This is a genomic window from Bradyrhizobium sp. HKCCYLS3070 (assembly GCF_051167575.1).
Classification (GTDB): domain Bacteria; phylum Pseudomonadota; class Alphaproteobacteria; order Rhizobiales; family Xanthobacteraceae; genus Bradyrhizobium.
Window position 1 is genome coordinate 347,742 of sequence record NZ_JBNPTI010000005.1, and the last position, 24,658, is coordinate 372,399.

Annotated in this window: 22 protein-coding genes and 1 pseudogene; 7 read left to right on the plus strand and 16 right to left on the minus strand. The window is 65.8% G+C overall.

Annotation, left to right across the window (positions count from 1 at the left end; all coding sequences use genetic code 11):
• Positions 1-233 precede the first annotated feature (233 nt).
• The 16 genes from ACQR03_RS19180 to ACQR03_RS19255 form a co-directional block, all read right to left on the minus strand.
• Positions 234-524 (minus strand): HypC/HybG/HupF family hydrogenase formation chaperone, encoded by a 291-nt coding sequence (locus tag ACQR03_RS19180; RefSeq protein WP_315736711.1) that lies wholly within the window; start codon positions 522-524, stop codon positions 234-236.
• Positions 525-546: 22 nt separating this feature from the next.
• Positions 547-1,134, minus strand: coding sequence for a HyaD/HybD family hydrogenase maturation endopeptidase (locus tag ACQR03_RS19185; protein ID WP_315752370.1), 588 nt, complete (start codon positions 1,132-1,134; stop codon positions 547-549).
• A 14-nt stretch (positions 1,135-1,148) separates the two neighbouring features.
• The gene (gene cybH, locus ACQR03_RS19190; protein ID WP_315752369.1) at positions 1,149-1,892 is read right to left on the minus strand and encodes a Ni/Fe-hydrogenase, b-type cytochrome subunit; all 744 of its coding nucleotides are present in this window, start codon (positions 1,890-1,892) and stop codon (positions 1,149-1,151) included.
• 13 nt (positions 1,893-1,905) lie between these two features.
• Complete coding sequence (locus ACQR03_RS19195) at positions 1,906-3,696, minus strand: nickel-dependent hydrogenase large subunit (protein WP_315713498.1); 1,791 nt, start codon at positions 3,694-3,696, stop codon at positions 1,906-1,908.
• 21 nt (positions 3,697-3,717) lie between these two features.
• The gene (locus tag ACQR03_RS19200; RefSeq protein WP_315713499.1) at positions 3,718-4,809 is read right to left on the minus strand and encodes a hydrogenase small subunit; all 1,092 of its coding nucleotides are present in this window, start codon (positions 4,807-4,809) and stop codon (positions 3,718-3,720) included.
• 233 nt (positions 4,810-5,042) lie between these two features.
• Positions 5,043-6,482: a nickel-dependent hydrogenase large subunit gene (locus ACQR03_RS19205; protein WP_315752368.1), complete on the minus strand. Its 1,440-nt coding sequence runs from the start codon at positions 6,480-6,482 to the stop codon at positions 5,043-5,045.
• Positions 6,479-7,495, minus strand: coding sequence for a HupU protein (locus ACQR03_RS19210; RefSeq protein WP_315752484.1), 1,017 nt, complete (start codon positions 7,493-7,495; stop codon positions 6,479-6,481). Before ACQR03_RS19210 ends, ACQR03_RS19205 begins: the two co-directional genes overlap by 4 nt.
• Before the next feature lie 15 nt (positions 7,496-7,510).
• Positions 7,511-8,632: a HoxN/HupN/NixA family nickel/cobalt transporter gene (locus ACQR03_RS19215; protein WP_315752367.1), complete on the minus strand. Its 1,122-nt coding sequence runs from the start codon at positions 8,630-8,632 to the stop codon at positions 7,511-7,513.
• A 176-nt stretch (positions 8,633-8,808) separates the two neighbouring features.
• Positions 8,809-10,125 carry a trypsin-like serine protease gene (locus tag ACQR03_RS19220; RefSeq protein WP_434841431.1) on the minus strand — a complete coding sequence of 439 codons (1,317 nt, stop codon included), beginning with the start codon at positions 10,123-10,125 and terminating at the stop codon, positions 8,809-8,811.
• A 146-nt stretch (positions 10,126-10,271) separates the two neighbouring features.
• The gene (gene phoB / locus ACQR03_RS19225; protein ID WP_315713503.1) at positions 10,272-10,979 is read right to left on the minus strand and encodes a phosphate regulon transcriptional regulator PhoB; all 708 of its coding nucleotides are present in this window, start codon (positions 10,977-10,979) and stop codon (positions 10,272-10,274) included.
• Positions 10,980-10,995: 16 nt separating this feature from the next.
• Positions 10,996-11,712, minus strand: a complete 717-nt coding sequence (gene phoU / locus ACQR03_RS19230) for a phosphate signaling complex protein PhoU (protein ID WP_315713504.1) — start codon at positions 11,710-11,712, stop codon at positions 10,996-10,998.
• 30 nt (positions 11,713-11,742) lie between these two features.
• Positions 11,743-12,564 carry a phosphate ABC transporter ATP-binding protein PstB gene (pstB, locus tag ACQR03_RS19235; RefSeq protein WP_315713505.1) on the minus strand — a complete coding sequence of 274 codons (822 nt, stop codon included), beginning with the start codon at positions 12,562-12,564 and terminating at the stop codon, positions 11,743-11,745.
• Positions 12,561-13,442 carry a phosphate ABC transporter permease PstA gene (pstA, locus tag ACQR03_RS19240; protein WP_315713506.1) on the minus strand — a complete coding sequence of 294 codons (882 nt, stop codon included), beginning with the start codon at positions 13,440-13,442 and terminating at the stop codon, positions 12,561-12,563. The genes pstB and pstA overlap by 4 nt, the downstream gene beginning before the upstream one ends.
• 3 nt (positions 13,443-13,445) lie before the next feature.
• The gene (pstC, locus tag ACQR03_RS19245; RefSeq protein WP_315713507.1) at positions 13,446-14,444 is read right to left on the minus strand and encodes a phosphate ABC transporter permease subunit PstC; all 999 of its coding nucleotides are present in this window, start codon (positions 14,442-14,444) and stop codon (positions 13,446-13,448) included.
• Positions 14,445-14,541: 97 nt separating this feature from the next.
• Complete coding sequence (gene pstS, locus ACQR03_RS19250; RefSeq protein ID WP_315713508.1) at positions 14,542-15,552, minus strand: phosphate ABC transporter substrate-binding protein PstS; 1,011 nt, start codon at positions 15,550-15,552, stop codon at positions 14,542-14,544.
• Positions 15,553-16,501: 949 nt separating this feature from the next.
• On the minus strand, positions 16,502-17,431 hold the full coding sequence (locus ACQR03_RS19255; protein WP_315752365.1) for a LysR family transcriptional regulator: 930 nt from the start codon (positions 17,429-17,431) through the stop codon (positions 16,502-16,504).
• A gap of 117 nt (positions 17,432-17,548) precedes the next feature.
• Here ACQR03_RS19255 and ACQR03_RS19260 point away from each other — a divergent pair, with 117 nt between their 5' ends.
• From ACQR03_RS19260 to ACQR03_RS19290, 7 genes and pseudogenes are all read left to right on the plus strand, one after another.
• Positions 17,549-17,875: a Dabb family protein gene (locus tag ACQR03_RS19260; protein ID WP_315713510.1), complete on the plus strand. Its 327-nt coding sequence runs from the start codon at positions 17,549-17,551 to the stop codon at positions 17,873-17,875.
• Positions 17,876-17,943: 68 nt separating this feature from the next.
• Positions 17,944-18,846, plus strand: a pseudogene (locus ACQR03_RS19265) (NAD(P)-dependent oxidoreductase); the annotation flags it as partial.
• Positions 18,847-18,859: 13 nt separating this feature from the next.
• A complete protein-coding gene (locus tag ACQR03_RS19270) occupies positions 18,860-19,744 on the plus strand; it encodes an intradiol ring-cleavage dioxygenase (protein ID WP_315796201.1) in 885 nt (294 codons plus the stop codon).
• A gap of 64 nt (positions 19,745-19,808) precedes the next feature.
• Positions 19,809-21,203: an FAD-linked oxidase C-terminal domain-containing protein gene (locus tag ACQR03_RS19275; RefSeq protein ID WP_316166180.1), complete on the plus strand. Its 1,395-nt coding sequence runs from the start codon at positions 19,809-19,811 to the stop codon at positions 21,201-21,203.
• Complete coding sequence (locus ACQR03_RS19280) at positions 21,200-22,723, plus strand: sugar ABC transporter ATP-binding protein (RefSeq protein WP_316165907.1); 1,524 nt, start codon at positions 21,200-21,202, stop codon at positions 22,721-22,723. The genes ACQR03_RS19275 and ACQR03_RS19280 overlap by 4 nt, the downstream gene beginning before the upstream one ends.
• On the plus strand, positions 22,716-23,666 hold the full coding sequence (locus ACQR03_RS19285; RefSeq protein ID WP_315752362.1) for an ABC transporter permease: 951 nt from the start codon (positions 22,716-22,718) through the stop codon (positions 23,664-23,666). The genes ACQR03_RS19280 and ACQR03_RS19285 overlap by 8 nt, the downstream gene beginning before the upstream one ends.
• Complete coding sequence (locus tag ACQR03_RS19290) at positions 23,663-24,640, plus strand: ABC transporter permease (RefSeq protein ID WP_434841432.1); 978 nt, start codon at positions 23,663-23,665, stop codon at positions 24,638-24,640. The genes ACQR03_RS19285 and ACQR03_RS19290 overlap by 4 nt, the downstream gene beginning before the upstream one ends.
• Positions 24,641-24,658: the final 18 nt, after the last annotated feature.

The following is a 24,658-nucleotide window of genomic DNA, read 5'->3' on the forward strand; positions in this document are numbered from 1 at the left end:
GTTTCTCCCTGACCAGTTATCGTTGCCATATTCCCCATGATCAGCAATCGACGTGCCAGACGCCCACGCGGGGCCAAGAATGCTCAAGGCATTGAAATATATTAAGTTTTTATTGCAACTAAAGGATTGCGCGAGAAATCGGAAAGGTGCTTTCCAGGCAAGGCCTGCAAACTTACTTCGTCTGTGGAAATCTTGTTATCAGCAATTTGGCGATGCCCGAGGGCATGACGCCGCTACCGCAAATGCTCCGGAAGCTCCGGCTCGCGCCCGATCAGATCCGCGAAGAAGTCATCGCAATTCTCGCCGTTCACGGCCGCCTGCAGGCCGCGCAGCGCTTCGCCGATCAGCCGCGCCTCTTCGTCATCGAGCAAGCGAACGGCGTTGTCGATATAGACGAGCACCTTGGCCCCCACTGGCGGGTTCGACAGCAGCAACACCGAGACGCGGCGCTCCTCGCCGTCGAAGCTGCACAGCGCCGAGACGCCATCGGTCTCGAGGATTGTCATCGGCAGGCCAAGACACATGGCGGATTCCCTCGCGGCGCGGTCAATCGGCCGGGCGCGCCCGCAGCTCGTAGCTATGATGGTCGATGTCGTTGGCAAGCAGGCGTTCGTCGCCGGCGAGCGGTTCACGCCGCGACACGGCCGGCGAGCCCCATTCCGCCAGGAGGGTGCAGGCCAGCTCGATCGCCGGCGCGATCTGCGCACGAACCGGCGCAGTCAGCGGGCCACCCCAATCCTCAAGGTCGAGCGGCTGGCAGCCGATCAGCGCAAGCCGCTGCGGATAGCGGCCGAGCAAGTCGGCCGCGCTCAGTACTTCCTGAAAGCCCGTCTGGTGCAGGCTCATCTTCTTGGCGCCGGTGAAGCGCGGCACCTCGTCGTCGCGGACGAGCTTGAGCTCGCCCGGCACCAGGCCATAGTCGATGGCGTCGAACACGATCAGGCCGTCGGCTTCCTCGACATAGTTGACGAGGTAAAGCCCCTGCGTGCCGCCATCGAGGATCGTGACGTTGTCGGGCACGGTGAAGCGGCGGTGGAATTCCTCCACCACCCGCACGCCAAAGCCTTCGTCCGCCCAGAGAATGTTGCCGATCCCGAGCACCAGAATGCGATCGCGCCCGCGCTCATCGACCATGCCGGCTCCCCCTGCTACTCGCGGAACTGTCGCTCGCCCGAGATCATCGAGGAGATGATGCTCTGACGTGACATGATGTCTTCGCGAATGGCGGCATAGACGTGTACCATCACGAAGGTGACCAGCGCCCACATCCCGAGATGATGCCAGGTGTGGACGTCCTGGCTGTTCGGCCAGATCGCGAACACCCAACCGAACAATTTGTGCTGCCAACTGTCGATGCCGGTGCCTTCCGAATAGAGCGCAAAGCCGGTGATGATCATGAAGGTCACGAACAGCGTGAAGCCGGTAAACATGGCTGTCTGCGCCAGGGGATTATGGCCGACATACATCTTCGGCTCACGCTCGAGGAAAGCGTACCAGCGGATCTCGTGCAGCACCTCCTTCCAGAACTGCTTGCGGTGCACCGGAATGTAGAAGATCTGCCGGGAATGGTGGTTGCCGACGAAGGCCCAGAAGATGCGGGCAAGGAAGAACACCGCCAGCACCTGTCCGGCCGCGAAATGGGCAAAGCGGATGTAGCCCATCACGAAATTCGCCGACGCCTCGCCTTCGACGCTGGGGAGCGGAGTCCCGATCAGATAGCCGGTGATCATCAGCACGACGATCGCGAACGCATTCACCCAATGGCAGATGCGCACTGGTGCTTCGTACACATAGACCGTGGGCCGGCCGACCGCGTGTTCACCGGCGGCGTCGGCCGCGATCGCCGCAAGGTTGGGCTCTGCCTCGGCGGGACGTGCAATGGCATCCATCATGGTGCGTCTCCCACTACCTGACCGTGACCGTCGCCATTTGCTGGCCGTCCGGGCTCATCACGTGGGTCGAGCACGCGAGGCACGGATCGAACGAATGGATCGTGCGCAGGATCTCCAGCGGCTTCTCCGGATCCGCCATCGGCGTATCCATCAGGGAGGCCTCGAAGGCGCCGATATTGCCCTTGGGATCGCGCGGCGAGCCGTTCCAGGTCGTCGGCACGACACACTGGTAGTTGTCGATCTTGGTGTCCTTGATCTTGATCCAGTGCGCCAGCGCGCCGCGCGGCGCCTCGGTGAAGCCGTAGCCCTTGGCCTCCTTCGGCCAGCTCTCCGGCTTCCACTTCTCGATGTTCGCGGTCGAGGAATCGCCGGCCTTGATGCGTGCCACCAACTTGTCCTGGAAGTAGCGCATCTGGTTCGCCGCCCATTCGCATTCGAGCGCCCGTGCCGCGGTGCGGCCAAGCGTGGAGAACAGCGCTGTGACCGGCAGGTTCAGCGTCTTCAGAAGCCTGTCGGTCGGCTCCTTGAACTCCGGTCGCCCTTGCGCATAACCAATGATGTAGCGCGCCAGCGGTCCGACCTCGACCGCGTTGCCGCGCCAGCGCGGCGCCTTGATCCAGGAATATTTTCCGCCCTCGTCGAGCTCCTTGATGTCCGTCTTGGTGCCCTTGGCGTTGGGGCCGAGCTGGTAGTTCGGCTCAGTGACGCCGTCCCAGGGATGCAGCCCCTTGCTCTCGTCGGGATATTTGTACCAGGAGTGGGTGACGAACTCCTGGATCTGCTCGGGGTCGCCGTGATCGATCGGCAGGATCTCGTTCAGATTCCCGTTGAGGATCACGCCACGCGGCAGCTTGAGATTCTTCCCTGAATAATCGTTCGCATTCTCCGGAATGTCGCCGTAGGACATCACGTTCTTGCCGGAGAGACCGCCGCCATAGAGCCAGTCCTTGTAGAAGGAGCCGATCGCCGCCACGTCGGGCAGATAGACCTTCTGCACGAACTCGATCGAGCGATCGATGATCGAGGAGACGAGGTTCAGCCGCTCCATGTTGATCGCACCGACCGCGCCGGTGCCGTCGACATTGATCGCACACGGCACGCCGCCGACCAGCCAGTTCGGATGCGGGTTCTTACCGCCGTAGATGGTGTGGATCTTGACGATCTCCTTCTGGAAGTCGAGCGCTTCCAGATAGTGCGCCACCGCCATCAGGTTCGCCTCCGGCGGCAGCTTGTAGGCCGCATGACCCCAATAGGCGTTCTTGAACGGACCGAGCTGACCGGACTCGACGAACTTGGTCAGCCGGATCTGCAGGTCCTTGAAATAGCCCGGCGAGGACAGCGGCCAGTCCGAGACCGACTGCGCCAGCGCCGAGGTCGCCTTTGGATCGGCCTTGAGCGCCGAGACCACGTCGACCCAGTCGAGCGCATGCAGATGATAGAAGTGCACGAGGTGATCGTGCACCTGCAGGCAGAGCTGCATGATGTTGCGGATCGAGTTGGCATTATCGGGGATCATGATCCCCAGCGCGTTCTCGACCGCGCGGACCGAGGTCAGCGCGTGCGTGCCGGTGCAGACGCCGCAGATCCGCTCGGTGAAGGCCCAGGCGTCGCGCGGATCGCGGTTCCGCAGGATGGTCTCGATGCCGCGCCACATGGTGCCGGTCGAGACCGCGTTGCGGATCACGTTATTGGAATCGACATTCACCTCGACGCGCAGATGGCCCTCGATGCGCGTCAGCGGATCGACGACGACACGCTTGCCGGAATTGTCGAGATTGAAGCCGTTGGGAGTCTGGATGCCCATCGTTGCCTGCCCTGAATTCGATTAATGATCTTGCTTGGCGTCGTCGCGCTTGCCGGCGAGCCGCTTCACGGCCGTCACCGCCGCGTGCGCCGCAACCGCTGCGCCCACCGTGCCCGCGGCCACCATGCCGACCTGGTCGGCGTTGTGCTCGATGCCGAACTGCTTGATGTTGGTGAGGCGGTCGTAGAACGAGCCCTTGTCCCAGAAGCCGTCCTCCGAGCAGCCGATGCAGCCGTGACCGGACTGGATCGGGAACGACACGCCGCCGTTCCAGCGCACCGTCGAGCAGGCGTTGTAGGTGGTCGGGCCCTTGCAGCCCATCTTGTAGAGGCAGTAGCCCTTGCGCGCGGCCTCGTCGTCCCACTCCTCGACGAACTGGCCGGCGTCGAAATGCGGTCGGCGATAGCACTTGTCGTGGATACGCTGTGAGTAGAACATCTTCGGCCGGCCCTGGCGGTCGAGCTCGGGCAGCTTGCCGAACGTGGTGATGAAGGTGACGACGCCGGTCATGACCTCGGCGATCGGCGGGCAGCCCGGCACCTTGATGATCGGCTTGTTGGTGATGACCTTGTCGATCGGCGTCGCCTGCGTCGGATTCGGCTTCGCCGCCTGCACGCAGCCCCAGGACGCGCAGGCGCCCCAGGCGATGATCGCCATGGCGTCCTCGGCCATCATCTTGAGCTTCTCGACGAACGGCTTGCCGCCATCGATGCAGAACATGCCGCCCTCGTTCAGCGGCGGATTGCCCTCGACCGCAAGAATGTACTGTCCCTTGTACTTCGCACGCGTCTCTTCGAGGATGGCCTCCGCCTGGTGGCCGGCCGCCGCCATGATGGTGTCGTCATAGTCGAGCGAGATCATCGACAGCACGGCATCCTTCACCAGCGGATGCGCCGAGCGGATGAAGCTCTCCGAGCAACACGTGCATTCGAGCCCGTGCATCCAGATGACGGGCGTGCGCGGCTTGGTCTCCAGCGCATTGGCGATGCGGCTGGCCGCGAGCGGCCCGAGGCCGAGGCTCGTTGCGGTGAGGCTGCAGAACTTGTGAAAGCTGCGCCGCGTGATGCCCTGACGCCTGATGACGCTGTAAAAAGTTTCCGTTGCCGCGCCCATGAGTCCTCCCCTGACATCGCGTTGGCGATCATCTGATCGCGTTCTGGCGAGAAGGACAGCAAGATGCGGGCCAGCATCATTGCTGGATTTGAATCATAATGATTCCAGATGCTTGCAGCAGCGAGGCCGCGATCGTGGATCCTTGGAAGGCGGATCGCGCGCGATAATCGGAAATCACGCGCTTTGCACCGACAAGCTTGTTTCCGCTTGCTGCCTGCCTGTGTGCAGCGCGCTCAATGGGCCGTGCAGACCATGCAGGGATCGAACGACCGCACGACGTGCTGAATGCCGACCGCACGCGCGCCGGCAGTGCCGACCTCGGTGCCGACCAGCGCCTGTTCGAGCGGGCCCGCGACCCCATCCGCGTCGCGCGGAGAGAAATTCCAGCTCGTCGGCGCGATGATCTGATAACGCTCGATCCGGCCGGAGCGCACCGCGAGCCAGTGGCCGAGGCTGCCGCGCGCAGCTTCCACGAGCCCGACGAAATTGCCGTCGGCCGCGCCGGCGCTGTTGTCGCAGAACGGCTCGTTGAGACGCAGCCCCTTGATCCAGTGCTCGATCGACAGCGCGAGCCGCGCAGTTTCGATCAGCCGGGCGATGACACGATTGCGGACATTGCTGCGACCGCTCGCGAGCAGCGCGGTGATCAACGGCTGACCGTCGATGGCCTGCCTTGCGAGAGCGCCGACCTCGACCGGTTCTCCCGCAAGACGCGGCGCCTTGCACCAGCTATAGGCGTCGGCTTTGTCGGCATCGGGCACGGTGCGGCTCTCGGCCGGATCGAGCGACGTATCGTGCATCCAGGCGTGCGAGACGTCCTCGGTGATGCCGTCCGACGGCAAAGCGTGGACCTCGCCGCTGCTCGTGCGGACACCAGCGCGAAAACGAGCCCCATTGAAGTCGTGATACGCGCCGAAGCTCATCAAGAGACCGGGTCCGCTTCCGAGGTCGGCCAGCGCGAGCGCATCGGCCAGCCGAAGGAAATGCGCGAAGTCGCCGGCGCGGCCCTCCCGCCAACGGTCGAGCTCGTCCGATGTCGACAAGGCGAGCACATTCTCCAGCTTGTCGGCAAACACGACGCGTTCAAGGAAACCGCGAAACGACGCCGCGATCGCGTTGAGCCGCACGCGCTCGCCGAGCTCGATCGCGCGCGTCGTCCCGCCTGGCTGGAAGGCGAGACTGTGCGGCCATTTGCCGGCGATCAGGCCCATGATCTCGAGCAGTCGCGCGCGTGCAGGCAACGCATCGCGGGCCGCGCTGCCCTTCGTCGCCGCGAAGCGCTCGGCCGTAGCCGAATGCCAGGCATGCGAGGCGTAGGCGTCGCGGGCGAAGTCCGGCATGAAGAAGATGTAGAAATGCGTCAGATGGTCCGCTGCGTTCTCGGCCGCGTGCGCGATGTTGCTCGCGAGGATGCCGTTTGGTGCTGCCGCAATGCCCATGGCCTGGCGCAACGCCGCGGCGGCCGCGATCGATTGCGACACCGAGCAGATGCCGCAGATTCGCGGCGCGATCACCAGGGCGTCCAGCGGCGGCCGCCCCTCCAGGATCTGCTCGAAGCCGCGATAGAGCGGCGCCGTCACCTCCGCCCTGGTGACGCGACCGCTCTCGATATCGAGCCTGACCTCGAGATCGCCTTCGACACGATTGAACGGTCCGACCGTGATCCGCGTCATGGACGGCGCTTGTCGCCGGCACGGCCCGGCGGCACCACGACATGATCCGCCGTCGCATTGACTCGGACGCGACGCGGCGTGGCCGATTTCGACAGCGCTGCGAGCGCGACGAACCAGGCTTTCGGCATGTCGGTCGGAAGCCCCACGGGAATGCCGGCGAGCTTGGCCGTCTGCAGATAGTTCTGCGCGCTCTCGAAGCCCGGCGAGGTGCAGGCGATGCAGGCGTAGCCGCCCTTGGTGCAAGAGCCGCCGCCGTTCCACGAGCGCTGATTGCAGTCGCCGACCGCTTGCGTCGCGCGGCAGCCGAGATGCTCCATCAGGCAGCCGCGCTCCGACATCGTCTCCGCGCTCGCCTTGAACTCGTAGAACTCGTTGCGCGAGCAGCCGTGATGCGCCAGGTGATTGGCGATGAAGGTCGGACGGCCGACTGCGTCGAGGCCGTCTGCCGACAGATCGCCCGAGGTGAGCGCCAGCAGGCTTTCCATCATCCAACCCGGATGCGGCGCACAGCCTGCGACGTTGATCACCGGCAGCCCGCGTTTCGAGCGGAAGCCCGCGCCGAGCGCGCCGCCGATGTCGCTGCCCTCGAACTGCAATCCGACCGCATCGGTCGGGTTGATGCCGGCAGCAGGAATGCCGCCATAGGCGGCGCAACTGCCGACGGCAACGACGTAGTCGGCCAGCGGCGCCAGATCGAGCAGCCAGTGATAGATCGAGCGGTTGGTGCCGGCGAGCATGTTGAAGCGGCCGGTCAGACCAGGTCCGCGCGCCACCGAGCCTTCGAGCACCAGCAGATCGAGCCGCTCGCGGCCGTCGCGGATCGCCTCCAACAGCTCCACGACCTCGTCCCCTGTCTGCTCGCTGACGGAGGGATGCCACACCAGATCGATGCCGGATTGGCGCAATTCGTCGAACCAGCCGGACGCGCCGCTTTCCAGGATCGACATGGTGCAGCCGCCGCAGCTCGCACCCTGCAGCCATAGCATCCTGATCGTTCCCTCAGAGCCGACCATCATAAGGCCCCGCTCCTAGCCCGTCTTAAGCGTTCCGCTTCGTATCACCGGCGGGTTTAGCGCCCCCGCATGAACACTGGCAAGCGCTTCCCCGGGGATAGCCTCGGAACCGCGCTGGCTGCGACCGAGCAGCATGGCGACCGCCCAGATCAGTCCGAACAGGCCAATCGCGACGATCCCGAGATTGGCGACATCGTCGCCCAGCGCGGTGGCGACCCCCGTCCATCCCCCGGTCAGGCCAAGCCGCGGCGCCAACAGCGTGATCGCCTCGAAGCCGCCGATCACCAGCGCGATGGCAACGGATGCGCCGGTGATCACGAGGTTATAGCGCAGCTTGCGTGCGGGATCGGTCAGCGCCCAGCGATAGGCGCCCGCCATCAGCATGCTGTCGGCGGTGTCGACGGTGGCCATCGCAGCCGCGAACAGCGCCGGAAACACCAGGACATGGGCGAGGCTCGCGCCGCGCGCTGCCTCGGTCGCCGACAGGCTGAGAAGCCCGATCTCGCTCGCAGTGTCGAAGCCGAGACCGAACAGGAAACCGAGCGGATACATGTGCCAGGCGCGTCCCACCAGGCGGAGCACCGGGCGCAGCAGGCGGATGAGGATGCCCCGTCCGGAGCTTCCGGCGGTTTCCATCTCGGACTGCGGCTGTGCGGCGCGGCGCCAGAGGTTCACGAACAGAATGAGGTTCGCCAACGCGATCAGCAGCAGGAAGCCGGCCGACACCGACGTGCCGATGACGCCGCCGATCGCCCTGATCGCGCTCTCTTCATCCAGGAGGTCGGCGCCGGCGATGAGGCTCACGACGATGGTGGCGATGACGACGACGCTGGAATGGCCGAGCGCAAAATACAGGCCGGCGGCGCGCGGGGCGCTACCGTCCTGCACCAGCTTCCGCACGACGTTGTCGATCGCCGCGATGTGATCCGCATCGACCGCATGGCGCAGTCCGAGCAGCCAGGCCAGCATCGCGGTGCCGACGATGGCGGGCCGGTCGGCGTAGAGCGCGAACGCCCAGGCCCAGGCGAGCGCGTTGGCGGCGACCAGCCCGCCGACGAGCGCAACGTTGCGGCCGGGCTGCGATCGCCACCACAGCAGCCGAGGGGCACGAGGATGATCAATTTGAACAATCGTCATACTCGGACTATAGCAAGAGCCAGGCCAGTTCGGTAAAGCCCCCCGCTGCAGGCAAAAGCTGCAGGAAAACGTGGGCGGCCCTTCCCGGATTGCCCTCTCGCTTGGCAACCCGCTATCCAGTCACGCACAGATCATGACCAGCGGCGGGACATCTTCTTCTCTCGCCCCTCCTTCGCTCACCGCATCGAGGCACTCTGTGCCGTGATCTCGCGCCGCACGACCGCCTCGAACTGGCTCGCGGGGGCGGCGAACATCAGCCGGGTCTCCTCGTGGAACGCCGAGAAGATGCCGACCACGGCCGGCTGTCCGCCGACTTCGGCCATGATGGGGGAGCCCGAATAGCCGAAATTGGCGAGGCAATGCACCGTCAGCAGCATCCCGTCCTTGGTCATGCCGGCGCTGCAATTGCGCTGGCCGGTCGGCGAATAGCGCCGCTCCTGGCCATAGCCGATCTCGGAGATGGTTCCGGCCGTGGTCGCAGCCTGCAATTCCTCGCGCGTCAGCGCCCTGACCTCAACCGGCTTCGACGGCAGCGCGTCCTTCAGCACGATCAGCGCCCAATCGGCGGGCGAGCGGTCGAGCGACCATCTGTCGTGCCGGGTCGGGACGAAATCGGGCGCCACGATCAGCTTGTCGGCGACCGACGATGCCGCCGGCGTGCCCCTGTTCATGCCGGCCAGGAAGCGGACGTTGCCGGGGCTGACCTGCGCCACGCCGTTGAACACGCAATGCGCCGCGGTGAGCACGACGCGCGGCGCGACCAGCGTGCCGGTGCACCAGCCGCCGGTCGAGTATTGCGCGACGGTGACGACGCCGATCGACGACGCCGGCCACGAGGTGGGATCGACGACCTCGCCGATGTGGCGGTCGAGCCCGAGCAGTTGCTCCGGACGCGGAGCGGCGATGCCGGCCTCCGCCGATTCCGGCTTCGGCCGCCAGGCCGCAATGGCACTCTGAGCCTGGACGCGCTGCGGCTCGGTCAACTTGACCCGCTGCACGTCGCGGCCGGCCGATCGCACGCCGCTACGGCCCGCCATCACCAGCCAGGCATAGCCCTGCACGACGTCCTGTTTCACACCGCGGCCGTCGAGCAGCATCAGGCCGAGCATGTATTGCGACTGGGCGAAGCCCTGCGCCGCGGCGCGGCTGAACCAGCGGCCGGCTTCGCCGTAATTGCTCGCAACACCTTCGCCATTGACGTAGGCGATGCCGAGATAGTGTTGCGCGGCAGCGAGCCCCTGATCGGCGGCCTTGCGGTACCACGCCAGCGCCTCGGCGGGGTTGCGCGGTTGGCCCCAGCCGAAGGCGTGCATGAAGCCGACGTCGAACTGCGCCCGCGCATCGCCCTTGGCGGCCAGCGGCAGCAGCCGTCGCATCGCCGCCGCATGCTGCCCGTTGCCTGCCGCCGCGACCGCGTCTTCGAGCTCGGCGGCCGTGGCGCCCGCCGCGCCGCCGAGCAGCACGGCAAGAGATATGATGATGGTCTTGATCAAGGGCGTCCGCTGGCACCGAAACATCGTGACGGCCACGAAGCAGACACGATCAAGACGGCGGCGGCGTGGCGGAAAGCGGACCGCGATCTCCTCAATCGGGCCGCCTCGCGTCTCACACCTGCTGCGTCCTCACGCCGGATCGCCCCTTACACCTGCTCGCTCTTGGCGAAGCGATCATCGAGCGCATAACCGGCGCCGCGCACGGTGCGGATCGGGTCCTGCTCGCGGCCGGGATTGAGCAGCTTGCGCAGGCGGCCGATATGGACGTCGACGGTGCGCTCGTCGATGTAGATGTCGCGGCCCCAGACACTGTCGAGCAGCTGCTCGCGGCTGAACACGCGGCCGGGATGCTCCAGGAAGAACTCGAGCAGGCGGTATTCGGTCGGGCCGAGATCGATCGGCCTACCAGAGCGCGCCACGCGGCGCTTCTCGCGGTCGAGCTCGATGTCGCCATAGGACAGCACGGTCGCCAGCCGCTCCGGACTCGCCCGCCGCAGCAGGCCTTTCACCCGCGCCAGAAGCTCCGGCACCGAGAACGGCTTGACGATGTAGTCGTCGGCGCCGGTCGCGAGGCCGCGCACGCGCTCGCTCTCCTCGCCGCGTGCGGTGAGCATGATGATCGGCAACTGCCGGGTCTCGGTCCGCGCCCGCAGGCGGCGGCACAGCTCGATGCCGGACAGGCCCGGCAGCATCCAGTCGAGCACGACGAGATCGGGAACACGCTCCTTCAGGCGCGTGTCGGCTTCGTCGCCGCGCGCCACTGTCTCGACCTCGTAGCCTTCGGCCTCGAGGTTGTAGCGCAGCAGCGTCGTCAGCGCCTCCTCGTCCTCCACCACCAGAATTCGGGCGCCCATGTCTGAACCGTCTCTCTCAGTTGCCGGGGATCGTCGATGCGAAGCTCGTCATGTCGCCCTTCGGGCGCTTGTCCATGATCTGCTGGCCTTCGATCATATAGAACACCGTCTCGGCGATGTTGGTCGCGTGATCGCCGATGCGCTCGATATTCTTGGCGCAGAACATCAGGTGGATGCAGAACGAGATGTTGCGCGGATCCTCCATCATGTAGGTCAGGAGCTCGCGAAACAGCGAGGTGCAGATGGCATCGACTTCCTCATCGCCCTTCCACACCGTCATCGCCGCCGGCAAATCGTGCGCGGCATAGGCGTCCAGCACCGTCTTGACCTGCGACTGCACGAGATCGGTCATGTGCTCGAGCCCGCGGATCAGCTTCAGCGGATGGAAGTCGCTCTCCAGCGCCGCGACGCGCTTGCCGATGTTCTTGGCGAGGTCGCCGATGCGCTCCAGATCGGTCGCCACGCGCATCGCGCCGACGATCTCGCGCAGGTCGACCGCCATCGGCTGTCGCCGGGCGATGGTGAGAACGGCGCGCTCCTCGATGATGCGCTGCAGCTTGTCGACCTCGGCGTCGGTGGCGACCACCTTCTGGCCGAGCGCGATGTCGCGTCGCACCAGCGCATCGACGGAATCGACGATCAGCCGCTCGGCGAGGCCGCCCATCTCCGATACCAGACGGGTGAGGTCCTGCAGATCGCTGTCGAACGCCTTGGCGGTATGTTCACTGGCCATGATGATCTCCTGAAGACAATGTCGTCGGCGTCAGCCGAACCGGCCGGTGATGTAATCCTGGGTCCGCCGATCGCTCGGCGAGGTGAAGATCTTGCTGGTGTCGTCGAACTCGATCAGCTCGCCGAGATACATGAAGGCGGTCTTGTCGGAGACGCGCGCCGCCTGCTGCATGTTATGCGTCACGATGGCGATCGTATAGTTTTCGGCGAGTTCCTGGATCAGCTCCTCGACCTTGGCGGTCGAGATCGGATCGAGCGCCGAGCACGGCTCGTCGAACAGGATCACCTCCGGCCGGACCGCCACGGTACGCGCGATGCACAGCCGCTGCTGCTGGCCGCCGGACAGCGACAGGCCCGAGGCGTTGAGCTTGTCCTTGACCTCGTTCCACAACGCGCCGCCGCGCAGCGCCTTCTCGACCCGGTCGTCCATCTCCGACTTGGAGATCTTCTCATAGAGGCGGATGCCGAAGGCGATGTTCTCGTAGATCGTCATCGGGAACGGCGTCGGCTTCTGGAACACCATGCCGACCCGGGCACGCAGCAGGTTCAGATCGAGCTTGGGATCGAGGATGTTGGTGTTGTCGAGCATCAGCTGCCCGGTCGCCCGCTGCCCCGGATAGAGATCGTACATCCGGTTGAAGATGCGCAGCAGCGTGGACTTGCCGCAGCCGGACGGGCCGATGAACGCGGTGACGCGGTTGGTGCCCAGCGACAGGTTGATGTTCTTCAGCGCATGATGGTCGCCGTAGTAGAAGTTGAGGTTGCGCGCGGTCACCTTGGCCGGCGCATCCGGAAGCGCCTTGCCGTGAAGAGCGTGATTGGGCTGACTGACGGAGACGGACAGTTCGGTCATTTGGTGTTCCTCTCGGCGCCGAGAATGCGTGCACCGATGTTCAGGGCGAGCACGGCCAGAGTGATGAGAAGGGCTCCGCTCCAGGCCAGTTGTTTCCAGTAGGCATAAGGGCTCTGGACGAAATTGTTGATGGTGACGGGCAGGTTCGCCATCGTCTTGGAAAGGTTGAGGCTCCAGAACTGGTTCGACAGCGCGGTGAACAGCAGAGGCGCGGTCTCGCCGGCGACGCGGGCGGTCGCCAGCAGCACGCCGGTGATGAGGCCCGAGCGCGCCGCCCGATAGGCGATGCGGCGGATCACCAGCGAGCGCGGCAGGCCGAGCGCAGACGCCGCCTCGCGCAGCGGGTTGGGCACGAGCAGCAGCATGTCCTCGGTGGTGCGCAGCACCACCGGGATCACGATGACCGCCAATGCAAGGGAACCCGCGAGTGCCGAGAAGCCGCCCATCGGCACCACGACCGCACCATAGATGAACAGGCCGATGATGATCGAGGGCGCCGACAGCAGGATGTCGTTGATGAAGCGGATCACCGAGGTCAGGCGGTCGTTGCGGCCGTATTCGGCGAGATAGGTGCCGGCGAACAGGCCGAGCGGCGCGCCGATGCCGACGCCGATGATCGTCATGATCAAGGAGCCGACGATGGCGTTGCGCAGGCCGCCTTCGCTGGAGCCGGGCGGTGGCGTGTCGGCGGCAAAAACCTGCAGGCTGAGGCCGGCGAGTCCGTTATAGAACAGCGTGAACAGGATCAGCGCCAGCCAGGTGACGCCGAACATCGCGGCAGCAACGCAGAGGCCGCGGATCACGATGTCTCTGCGGCGCCGGCGCGCATAGATCGGATTGACCGGCGCATCGAGTGTAAGCGTGTCAGCGCTGGACATGGCTTATTTTCCCGCCTTGGCTTCGAGCCGCATGAGCATCAGCCGCGCGCTCGCCAGCACGAAGAACGTGAGCACGAACAGCAGCAGGCCGAGCAGGATCAGGCTCGACTGGTGCAGCCCGTCGCTCTCCTGGAATTCGGAGGCGATGGCGGCCGAGATCGTGGTGCCCGGTGCGAAGATCGAGGATGAGATACGGAACGAGTTGCCGATGATGAAGGTCACCGCCATCGTTTCGCCGAGCGCACGCCCCAGCGCCAGCATGACGCCGCCGATCACGCCGACACGGGTGTAGGGAATGACGACGCTGCGCACGACCTCCCAGGTGGTGCAGCCGACCCCGTAGGCGGCTTCCTTCAGCACCGGCGGGACCGTCTTGAACACGTCGACCGAGATCGAGGTGATGAACGGAAGCACCATGATCGCCAGGATCAGCGAGGCGTTGAACAGGCTGAGATAGGACGGCGGACCGGCGAAGATGTCCTGCAGCACGGGGATGCCGGCGCAGAGATTGATCATGAACGGCTGGAACGTATAGGCCAGGAACGGCCCCAGCACGAAGAAGCCCCACATGCCGTAGATGATCGAGGGAATGCCGGCGAGCAGCTCGATGGCAAGTCCGATCGGACGGCGCAGCCATTGCGGGCAGAGCTCGGTGAGGAAGATCGCAATGCCCAGACCGACCGGAATGGCGATCAGCATCGCGATGAAGGACGTGACCAAGGTGCCGTAGATCGGGCCGAGCGCCCCGAGCACCGGCGGATCGGCCGACGGCGCCCAGCGCCGCGTCCACAGGAATTCGAAGCCATATTCTCTCATGGCCGGCCATGCGCCGACGATGAGCGACAGGATGATGCCGCCCAGGATCAACAGGACGGAGATCGCGGACAGCCGCGTGATCCAATAGAAGGTCACGTCGCCGAGCTTGAAGGCGCTGAGCGCGCGTGCCCGGTCATAGGGGCCGGCAGCAGCCGCGATATCGCTGACTTCGGTCTGAACCGCCATCTCTGCCAATTCTGCCCCCTGTTCCTTGGACACGCCTCAACCCCGGTAGCGCCCCTCCCCCGGAGGCCGGGAGAGGGGGATTTTCGATACGTCCAGCTCAGCTCTTGATGTCGGCCGACCAGGTCTTCTCGATCAGCTTCACGACGCTGTCGGGCATCGGGATGTAGTCGAGCTCCTCAGCCATCTTGGCGCCCTTCTCGAACGACCACTTGAAGAACTTGATGGCTTCGCCGGACGCCGCCTTGTCGGCCGGCTCCTTGTGCATCAGGATGAAGGTCGCCGCCGTCATCGGCCAGGACTTGTCGCCGGGCTGGTTGGCGAGGATCACGTAGTAGCCCGGGGCCTTGGCCCAGTCGGCATTCGCGGCCGCGGCCTGGAAGGCCTCGACGGTCGGCTGCACGGTCTTGCCGGCCTTGTTGATCATGCCGGTGTAGGTGAGCTTGTTCTGCTTGGCATAGGCGTACTCGACATAGCCGATCGAGTTCTTGGTCTGGCCGATGTTGCCGGACACACCCTCATTGCCCTTGGCGCCGACACCGACCGGCCACTCGACGGCGGTGTTGAAGCCGATCTTGCTCTTCCAGTCTGCGCTGACCTCGGAGAGGTAGTAGGTGAAGTTGAAGGTCGTGCCCGAACCGTCGGAGCGGCGCACCACGGCAATCGCGTCGGACGGCAGCTTGACGTTGGGGTTCAGCTTCTTGATCGCGGCGTCATCCCACTTGGTGATCTTGCCGAGATAGATGTTGGCGAGCGTCTCGCCGTCCAGCACCATCTCGCCCGGCTTCACGCCCTCGAGGTTGACGACCGGCACGATGCCGCCCATCACCATCGGCCACTGCACCAGGCCGTCCTTCTCGAGCTGCTCGGCCTTGAGCGGCGCATCGGTGGCGCCGAAGGTGACGGTCTTGGCCTGGATCTGCTTGATGCCGCCGCCGGAGCCGATCGACTGGTAGTTCAGACCGTTGCCGGTCTCCTTCTTGTAGGCGTCGGCCCACTTGGAATAGATCGGGAACGGGAACGTCGCGCCCGCACCGGTGATGTCGGCAGCGAACGCCGACGTCGATGCGGCGACCAAGCCGGCAGCGACGATAGCTTTGATGAAATTCATAGCTGGTCTCCATGCTTGGGAAGCGAAGCGCCATCTGCGCCCGATTGCGCTTCCCCGGCCGCTTTACGGGGCCTCAGTGTGGCTTTTATAAAGGTTCGATGACAGTCGGATGACAGTCACAAGCCGTTGATAATTCTAGGTATTTAGATTTTCATCCGAGTTTTTACGGATCGAGGGCGGTCGTTCGGGGAGGCATCGCCCCTGGCCTTTCGCAAGCATCGCTCAATCAAGATGGGCCTCCTTTGCCCGTGTCGCCCGCCGCACCTTTCGGTGTCGTCCCGGCCTTGCGCAGGGACCCATAGCCACCGGCGGATGTGGCCGGACGGGATCGGTCGACCATCGTGCCTCGCACGCCTCCCTGGAGTTTTCGGTCCCGGATCGGCGCACGCGGTGCGCGCTTGTCCGGGACGACGCCATGAGGATTGGGTTGGCGCCGTTGGCCAACGAGACACGATCTCGCCGTCTCGCGGCTGGTGAGACCCGAGTGATGCATTCGTCGTGTCCCTCTGAACAACGAGAGGGCGCGAGGAAGGCCGGACCTCGGCTGAGGCCCGTGGCCCGCCTGCTCAAAAGAATGCAGGCGGCAGGTACCACAGGTACAGCCGGACAGACCCGGCCTTCCCCGCGCGACGGTGTTAACGGTGTCCTTCGTGCTCTCCCTGGGGATCGGCTTTCTTGCCCCCATCGCCCGCGCGTGCCGTCAAGCAACGACCACGGACTTGACCTCAGCATCGAGAGGCCAGGACCACACGACTTCGCCGTCCGTGCCGCCTGCGCTCGTCTGGCACAGCCGTCACGTCCATCGCAGCCCGCCTCCACGTTCGTGACGACGCGTACGTCCCTCTGCTCGAGGCGGGTTGCACGCAAGAGACCACGATTTCCGAAAAATAGCAAGATAATTATTTTTCTCAGAACATGATCCGCCCTCCCCCCGCACGCGGGCATCGGCTCAATCCGGCTTGGGCGGCTCGATCCAGATCCCCGGGTCGGAATGGGCGCGGATGTGGTCGACGAGGAAATCGGCGAACACCCTGATCTTGGCCGGAAGCCTGACGCGGTTCTGGTAGGCGATGTTCATCGTCAAGAGCGGCAGCTCCCAGTCGAGCAGGACCGGCACCAGCCTGCCGGCCAGAATGTCGCTCTGCACGATGTAGAGCGGCTGGATCAGGATGCCGAGCCCGGCAAGCGCCGCCCCCTTGATCACCTGGCCGTCATTGCTGTCGAGCGTCGGCGCGATCCGAATGCTCTGGGCTGTCGCGCCGTTGCGCAGGGACAGGGAATACGGATCATTGGCAAGATTGTAGATCAGCATGTCGTGGCGCACGAGATCACCGGGAACGACGGGACAGCCACGGCTCGCGAGATAGGACGGCGCCGCCGCCAGCACGCGCCGCATCTGCCCGATGCGACGGACGACGATGCCCGAGTCCGGCTCATGCTCGCGGGTGCGGATCGCCACGTCGATGCCCGCCTCAATGAAATCCGGATAGCGGTTGGCGGCGATGATCTGCAGGTTCAGCTTCGGATACATCGCGCGGAACGCCGGCAGCATCGGCGCGAGATAGATCGTCGCGAACGACAGCGAGCTGGTGACGCGCAGCATGCCCTGCGGCGACAGCGCGCGATCGCTGACGGCATCCTCGGCCTCGGCCAGCTCGTTGAGCAGCGGGCCGCAGCGCTGCAGCAGTTCCTGCCCGGCTTCGGTCAGCCAGAGACGGCGCGTGTTGCGCTCGATCAGGCGCACCGCGAGCCGTTCCTCCAGCGCGCTGAGATGCCGGCTCGCCGCGGCGTTGGACATCCGTAAGGACTCGGCGGCCTTGGACAGGCTGCCCAGCTCGGCCGTCCGGGAAAACACCTCGAGTTGGAGCAGACGGTCCATTGTTACGCTAAGCGGAAAACAGAGTTACAATTTTTGTCCTTTATTTCCATTTCCTGCAAGGCAAAATCGTCCGACAAGAACAAAGCCCAAGAACAAAGCTCAGGTGAGGACGCTGGAATGACGGGGCCGATCAGGCACATCGTGATGTGGCGGCTGCGCGCCGAGACGGCCGCCGAGCGCGCGGCGGCCCGGCTCAAGGTCAAAACCCTGTTCGAGGGCCTCAAGGGCCGCATCGACGGCCTGACCCACATCGAGGTCGGTCTCGATGTCAGCGACGTCGACTATGCCTGCGACGTCGTCCTGTTCTCCGAATTTGCCAGCAGCGCCGCGCTGCGGGCCTATGCCTCGCATCCCGAGCACCTGCGCGTGCGCGAGGAGCTCGGCGACCTCAGGATCGGCCGCTTCCAGGTCGATTATCCCATCGCTGCAGCGCCCCGCGCGTGACGGAGGCGTTCACCTTCGACGGCCTGCCCGGCCGCGGGCCCGGCACGTGAAGCAAGCAACGGACGGCATCGATGTCATTTCCTGATAAGCGCCTCGCCTTCATCGGCATCGGCAAGATCGGCCTGCCGATCGCGGCGCGGCTTGCCAAGGCCGGCTATGACGTCACCGCGTTCGATCCCAACGCCGCCCGGCTCGATGAGGCACGTGCGCTCGGCATGGCCGCCGCGTCGTCCGCGACGGAGGCGGTGCGCGACCATGCCGTGGTCATCTCGTCGCTGCCCGACGACGCCGCACTGCGCGCGGCGATGCTCGGCAGCAACGGACTGATCGCGGTCATGGCGCCGGGCGCGATCCTGATCGAGACCAGCACCGTCGGCGTCGACGCGTCGAGCGCAGTCGCTGTCGCCGCCAACGCCCGCGACGTCGCCTATCTGCGCACGCCGATCTCAGGCAATGCCAGCATCGCCCACACCGGCGAGCTGACGTGCTTCGTGTCCGGTCCAAGAGAGGCGTTCACCCTGATCACGCCGGTGCTGGCCGGCTTCACGCGCGCGCAGACCTATCTGGGCGCGGCGGAAGAGGCGCGCTACGCCAAGCTCGCCGTCAACCTGATGATCGCGACGACGGCGGCGATGATGGCCGAAAGCCTCGCCCTCGCACGCAAGGGCGGCATCGCCTGGCCCGACATTCTGCAGGTGCTGCATGACAGCGCAGTCGCCTCGCCGATGGTGAAGTACAAGACCGCGCCGCTGCTGGCGCGCGACTTTGCCGCGACGTTCTCCTGCGCGCAGATGGCCAAGGATCTCGATCTGATTCTCGGCGCCGGCCATGCCGTCGGCGTGCCGCTGCAGCTCGCGGCGCAGGTCCGTGAGACCTATGGCGCGCTGATCGCGTCAGGCGATGCCGACACCGACTTCCTCGCCACCGTCCGGCATGTCGAGCGGCTGTCCGGGCTCGGCGAGCCTCTCTGAAAGGAGCCGCCTCTTGCGCAACTTCAACGAGACCACGATCACAGATGCCGTGCTCGAACGCCTGGCGGGCGCGCGTGATGCGCGGATCAAACAGGTCAGCGAGGCGCTGGTGCGGCATCTCCATGCCTTCGTGCGCGAGGTCCGTCCGACCCAGCAGGAATGGGAATACGGCATCGACTTCCTGACCCGCACCGGCCAGATGTGCGACGACAAGCGCCAGGAGTTCATCCTGCTGTCGGATACGCTCGGCGTTTCGATGCTGGTCGACGCCATCAATCATCCGGTGCCGGAAGGCGCCACCGAGACCACGGTGCTCGGCCCCTTCTTCGTCCAGGCGGCGCCAGAACGCGCCAACGGCGACGATATCGCGGGCCCGATGAAAGGCGATCCGCTGCTGGTGACCGGCTCGGTGTCGAGCGCGGACGGCGCGCCGCTGGCAGGCGCCGTGGTCGACGTCTGGCACTCCGACGACGACGGCTATTACGACGTGCAGCGGCTCGAGCAGATCGGCGATCTCGCCATGCGCGCGCGCTTCCACACCGACGCCGACGGCCGCTTCCATTTCTGGTCGATCAAGCCCGCCGCCTATCCGATCCCCAACGACGGGCCGGTCGGCGACATGCTCACGGCGCAGGGCCGGCATCCGTGGCGGCCGGCGCATGTGCATTTCATGATCTCGGCGCCCGGCTTCGAGCGGCTGGTGACGCATGTGTTCGTGGCCGGCGACCAGTATCTCGATTCCGACGTCGTGTTCGGCGTCAAGGACAGCCTGATCCGCGACTTCACGCGCTGCCCGCCGGGCCGTGCGCCAGATGGCCGCATGGTGGCGCAGGGATATTTCCATCTCAACTATGATTTCGGCCTGAAACGGCTTGCGGAGCGCGCCAATCAGGTTTGAGCTGAGCGGACGACAAGGACCGTCAAGAGTCCTGTCATCGTCGAGGAAGCGGACGGGAGGAATGATGGAGTTGCGGGTCGGCACCGGCGCATTGGCCGAGCGGCTTTCGAACCTGATCGGGCCACGCGCGAGTCTCGCGCGGGGCGTGCTGGATCAGCACGGCCGGAGCGAGTCGTACTATCCGGCGATGCCGCCCGACATCGTCGTGTTTCCCGAGACGACGCAGGAGGTCGCCGACATCGTCAGGCTGTGCGCCGAGGCTGCCACGCCGATCGTGCCGTTCGGCGCCGGCACGTCGCTCGAAGGCAACGCTGCGGCTGTCGCGGGCGGGGTCTGTTTCGACTTCGCCCGCATGAACAAGGTGCTGGCCGTGCATGACGCCGACATGGACGTCGTGGTGCAGCCCGGCATCACCCGCAAGCAGCTCAATGCGGCGCTGCGCACGACCGGCCTGTTCTTTCCGATCGATCCCGGCGCCGACGCCTCGATCGGCGGCATGAGTTCGACCCGTGCCTCCGGGACCATGGCGGTGCGCTACGGCACCATGAAGGACAACGTCCTCGCATTGGAGGTGGTTCTGGCCGACGGCCGGGTGATCCACACCGCGAAGCGTGCGCGCAAATCCGCCGCCGGCTACGACCTGACACGGCTGTTCGTCGGATCGGAGGGGACACTCGGCGTGATCACCGAGATCACGCTGAAGCTGCATCCCCTGCCCCAGGCGATCTCGGCCGCAACCTGCAGCTTCCCGACTTTGCACGACGCGGTCGACACAGCGATCGCGCTGATCCAGTCGGCCGTCCCCGCCGCCCGCATCGAGCTCGTCGATGACGTCATGATGCGCGGCATCAATGCCTATTCGAAGCTCGGCTATCAGGAGACGCCGACCCTGTTCCTGGAATTCCACGGCTCCGAGGCCGCCGTCGCCGAGCAGGCGCAGACGGCGGAGGCGATCGCGATCGAGCATGGCGGCCGCGGCTTCGCCTGGGCCAAGGCGGCCGAGGACCGCAGCCGGCTCTGGCACGCCCGCGACAATACGCTGTACGCCGGCCTCGGCCTGCGGCCGGGCGCCCGCGCCGTCATCACCGATGTCTGCGTGCCGATCTCCCGGCTGGCCGAATGCCTTACCGAAACGCGCCGGGACGCCGACGCCAACGGCTTCCTCGCACCGATCGTCGGCCATGTCGGCGACGGCAATTTCCACATGCTGATCCTGATCGATCCAAGCGATGAAAGCGAGCTCGCCGGCGCCAAGGCGCTGCAGGCCCGTATGGTGGCGCGCGCGATCGCGATGGACGGCACCTGCACCGGCGAGCACGGCATTGGCCTCGGAAAGGTCGACTATCTCGAGGACGAGCTCGGCGAAGCCGTCGCGGTGATGCGCGCCATCAAGGCCGCGCTCGATCCGGATGGCCTGATGAATCCGGGCAAGATCTTCGCCGGCGGAGCGCAGGCATGAGCGCCGCAGCCGCCATCGCATCCCCATCGCCTGCGCCGCTGCTGGAGCTGCGCGGGATCAGCAAGACGTTTCCCGGCGTCAAGGCGCTGGACGACGTCTCGTTTGCGATCTACCCGGGCGAAGTCCACATGCTGCTCGGCGAGAACGGCGCCGGCAAATCCAGCCTGATGAAGATCCTGTGCGGCGCCTATAGCGCCGATGCGGGTGAGGTCTATTACAAGGGTAAGAAGGTTGCGATCGCCTCGACGGCCGATGCGCAAGACCTCGGCATCGCCGTGATCTTCCAGGAATTCTCGCTGGTGCCATTCCTCGACATCGCGCAGAACATCTATCTCGGCCGCGAGCCGAAGGGCCGCCTGCCCGGCACCATCGACCGCCGCAAGATCCTGGCCGACGCCAAGCGCGTGCTCGACAGCATCGGCTTCGACATCGATCCTTCTGTCATCGTCGACACGCTCGGCGTCGCGCAGCAGCAGATGGTCGAGATTGCGAAAGCGATCAGCCAGAATGCGCGGATCCTGGTGATGGACGAGCCGACGGCGGCGTTGTCCGACCGCGAGGCGGAGCTATTGTTCGCGCTGATCCGACGGCTCAAGGCGGACGGCGTGGCGATCGTCTACATCTCGCACCGCATGGCCGAGGTGTTCGCGCTTGGTGACCGCATCACCGTGCTGCGCGACGGCCGCCGCATCGGCGATGTCAGCCCCGCCGACGTCACGCCCGACCAGCTCGTGCGCATGATGGTCGGCCGCAATGTCGACATGACCTATCCGCGCCAGTTCGCGGAAGCACCCGGCGAGCTGCTGCTCGAGGTCAAGGGACTGAGCGCCACAACCGGGATCGCCGACATCAACATCGAGGTGCGGCGGGGCGAGATCGTCGGCCTGTGCGGCCTCGTCGGCTCCGGCCGCACCGAGGTGGCGCGCGCGATCTTCGGCGCCGATCCGGTCAGCGAAGGCGAGATCATCTTCGACGGCAGGCCGATCGCGGGCGAGCCCGACATCGCGGCCCGCCGCGGCATCGCGCTGATCCCCGAGAGCCGCAAGAGCGAGGGCCTGGCGCTGCTGCGCTCGGTCGGCGACAACCTCGTGGTCTCGGCGCTGAAGAAGCTGTTTCCCAGCGGGCTCTACGATCCCCGCGGCGCACAGCGCACGGCGGACGGGCTGATCCGGCAATTGCGCATCGCAACACCGAATGCGCGGCAGACGGTCGGCCTGCTCTCGGGCGGCAACCAGCAGAAGGTCGTGATCGGCAAGTGGCTGGCGGCAGGCGCCAGGCTGTTCATCTTCGACGAGCCGACGCGCGGCATCGACGTCGGCGCCAAGTCCGAGATCTTCGCGCTGATCGACCGGCTGGTCGCCGATGGCGCGGCCGCGCTGATGATCTCATCCGAGCAGATCGAGATCTGCCACGTCTGCGACCGCGCCTATGTCATGCGCGAAGGCCGCATCGCCGGGCACCTGGCGCGCAGCGAGCTGACCGAGGAGAATATCGTGCGACTGGGGATGCATGATGAGTGACGCCACCATCGTCTCGCCGCTCCGAACGCTGCAGCGCATCCCGGGCGTGGCGATCGTGCTGGTGCTGTTGATCGCGCTGTTCGGCGCGATCGCGCCGGGCTTCCTGTCGGCCGCGAACCTGTCCAACGTGCTGGTGCAGTCGACGATCCTGACCATGCTCGCGCTGCCGATGACCCTGATCATCATGACCGAAGGGCTCGACCTCTCGATGGGCGCGGTGCTGACGCTGACATCGCTCTGCGTCGCCATCGTCTCGCTCGCGACCAAGTCCGTGCTGCTGGGCCTCGGCGCCGCGGTGCTGGTCGGCGCGGCGTTCGGCACCGTCAATGGCTGGCTGGTCGCGATCGTCGGGATTCCGCCGTTCGTGGCGACGCTCGCCACGCTCGGCATGGCGCAGGGCCTGTCGCTGATCGTGAGCGACGGCCAGAGCGTGGTCGGCATTCCCCACGGCGTGCGCGACATCTATTCGGCGACGCTGCTCGGCATCCCCGTGCCGATCGTGATGGGGCTTTTGACCTACGCTGCGTTTCACGGCCTGCTCTATCACACCAGGTTCGGCACCTACATCTTCGCGCTCGGCGGCAATCGCGAAGCGCTGCGCTATGCCGGCCTGTCGCCGACACGACTCCTGATCGCGGTCTACGCGATCGGCGGCACGATGGCGGGCATCGCCGGTCTGCTGATGACCGCGCGGATGAATTCGGGACATCCGACCGCAGGGCTCGGGATGGAGTTCGACGCCATCGCGGCGGTCGCGGTCGGCGGCACCTCGTTCGAGCGCGGCAATGGCTGGCTGCTCGGCACCGTGCTCGGCGTCGTCGCCGTCGGCGTGCTGCGCAACGGGCTCAACCTGGTGTCGCTGCCGTCCTCGGTGCAGGTCGCAAGCGTCGGCGCGCTGGTCATCATCGCGATGTTCCTCGACGGCCTGCGGAGCCGGTCATGACCGACATCGCCAAGGACACGCTGCCGCCGCCGCGCTCGCTCCTGTCGCAGAACGCCGCGCAGGTGCTCTATCGGATGCTCGCCGCGCTGCTGATCTGCGCGGCGCTGACCGTGCTGAGCGACTCCTTCCTCAGCCTCGGCAACATCCTCAACGTGCTCAGGCAGGCGAGCCTGACCTTCTTCATCGCCTCCGGCCTCACCCTGGTGGTGCTGACCGCCGGCCTCGATCTGTCGGTCGGCGCCAACGTTGCCTTGTCGGCGTGTCTCGCCGGCACCGTGATCCATCAGACCGGCTCGCCCGCACTCGGGATCCTGACCGGGCTGCTCGCCGGCGGCAGCGTCGGCTTCCTCAATGGCTTCATGGTCACGGCGCTGCGCATCCCCTCCTTCATCGCCACCTACGGCATGCTCTGGGTGCTGAACGGCGTCACCTACTGGTACATGGCGGGCGAGACGATCCACGGCTTTCCCGCGGGCTTCCGCCAGATCGGCAGCGGCTATCTGCTCGGGCTGCCGATCCCGGTCTATCTGCTGCTGGTGTTTCTCGCGATCGGATCGTTCTTCGCGCAACGCACGATCTGGGGCCAGGAGATCTACGCCATCGGCGCCAATCCGGTCGCGGCCCGGTTGTCCGGCATTCCGGTCGCGCGCCGGCTGCTGCTCGTCTACACCGTCTCCGGCACCATGGCCGGGCTCGCCTCCATCATCTTCCTGTCGCGGCTCAACTCCGCCGAAGCCGACATCGGCGAGAGCCTGACCTTGCCGGCCATTGCCGCGGTGCTGATCGGCGGCACCTCGCTGTTCGGCGGCGTCGGCACGGTGTTCGGCACCTTCATCGGCGCCCTGATCCTGACGCTGGTGCTGAACGGCATGAACCTGCTCGCGATCAGCGCCAACTGGCAGCCGCTCGTCACCGGAATCATCGTGATCGTCGCCGTCTGGCTCGACATGAAGACCCGGCGCCGGGCGCAATGAACCTGGAAGACAACCAAA

Coding starts and splice junctions, on each gene's coding strand:
- pstA (WP_315713506.1), bottom strand. CDS start 13,442: ATGTCCAGCGCTGACACGCTTACACTCGATGCGCCGGTCAATCCGATC.
- ACQR03_RS19285 (WP_315752362.1), top strand. CDS start 22,716: ATGAGTGACGCCACCATCGTCTCGCCGCTCCGAACGCTGCAGCGCATC.
- pstC (WP_315713507.1), bottom strand. CDS start 14,444: ATGGCGGTTCAGACCGAAGTCAGCGATATCGCGGCTGCTGCCGGCCCC.
- ACQR03_RS19205 (WP_315752368.1), bottom strand. CDS start 6,482: ATGACGCGGATCACGGTCGGACCGTTCAATCGTGTCGAAGGCGATCTC.
- cybH (WP_315752369.1), bottom strand. CDS start 1,892: ATGATGGATGCCATTGCACGTCCCGCCGAGGCAGAGCCCAACCTTGCG.
- ACQR03_RS19180 (WP_315736711.1), bottom strand. CDS start 524: ATGTGTCTTGGCCTGCCGATGACAATCCTCGAGACCGATGGCGTCTCG.
- ACQR03_RS19185 (WP_315752370.1), bottom strand. CDS start 1,134: ATGGTCGATGAGCGCGGGCGCGATCGCATTCTGGTGCTCGGGATCGGC.
- ACQR03_RS19215 (WP_315752367.1), bottom strand. CDS start 8,632: ATGACGATTGTTCAAATTGATCATCCTCGTGCCCCTCGGCTGCTGTGG.
- pstS (WP_315713508.1), bottom strand. CDS start 15,552: ATGAATTTCATCAAAGCTATCGTCGCTGCCGGCTTGGTCGCCGCATCG.
- phoB (WP_315713503.1), bottom strand. CDS start 10,979: ATGGGCGCCCGAATTCTGGTGGTGGAGGACGAGGAGGCGCTGACGACG.
- phoU (WP_315713504.1), bottom strand. CDS start 11,712: ATGGCCAGTGAACATACCGCCAAGGCGTTCGACAGCGATCTGCAGGAC.
- ACQR03_RS19280 (WP_316165907.1), top strand. CDS start 21,200: ATGAGCGCCGCAGCCGCCATCGCATCCCCATCGCCTGCGCCGCTGCTG.
- ACQR03_RS19290 (WP_434841432.1), top strand. CDS start 23,663: ATGACCGACATCGCCAAGGACACGCTGCCGCCGCCGCGCTCGCTCCTG.
- ACQR03_RS19210 (WP_315752484.1), bottom strand. CDS start 7,495: ATGGTCGGCTCTGAGGGAACGATCAGGATGCTATGGCTGCAGGGTGCG.
- ACQR03_RS19200 (WP_315713499.1), bottom strand. CDS start 4,809: ATGGGCGCGGCAACGGAAACTTTTTACAGCGTCATCAGGCGTCAGGGC.
- pstB (WP_315713505.1), bottom strand. CDS start 12,564: ATGACCGAACTGTCCGTCTCCGTCAGTCAGCCCAATCACGCTCTTCAC.
- ACQR03_RS19255 (WP_315752365.1), bottom strand. CDS start 17,431: ATGGACCGTCTGCTCCAACTCGAGGTGTTTTCCCGGACGGCCGAGCTG.
- ACQR03_RS19195 (WP_315713498.1), bottom strand. CDS start 3,696: ATGGGCATCCAGACTCCCAACGGCTTCAATCTCGACAATTCCGGCAAG.
- ACQR03_RS19260 (WP_315713510.1), top strand. CDS start 17,549: ATGACGGGGCCGATCAGGCACATCGTGATGTGGCGGCTGCGCGCCGAG.
- ACQR03_RS19275 (WP_316166180.1), top strand. CDS start 19,809: ATGGAGTTGCGGGTCGGCACCGGCGCATTGGCCGAGCGGCTTTCGAAC.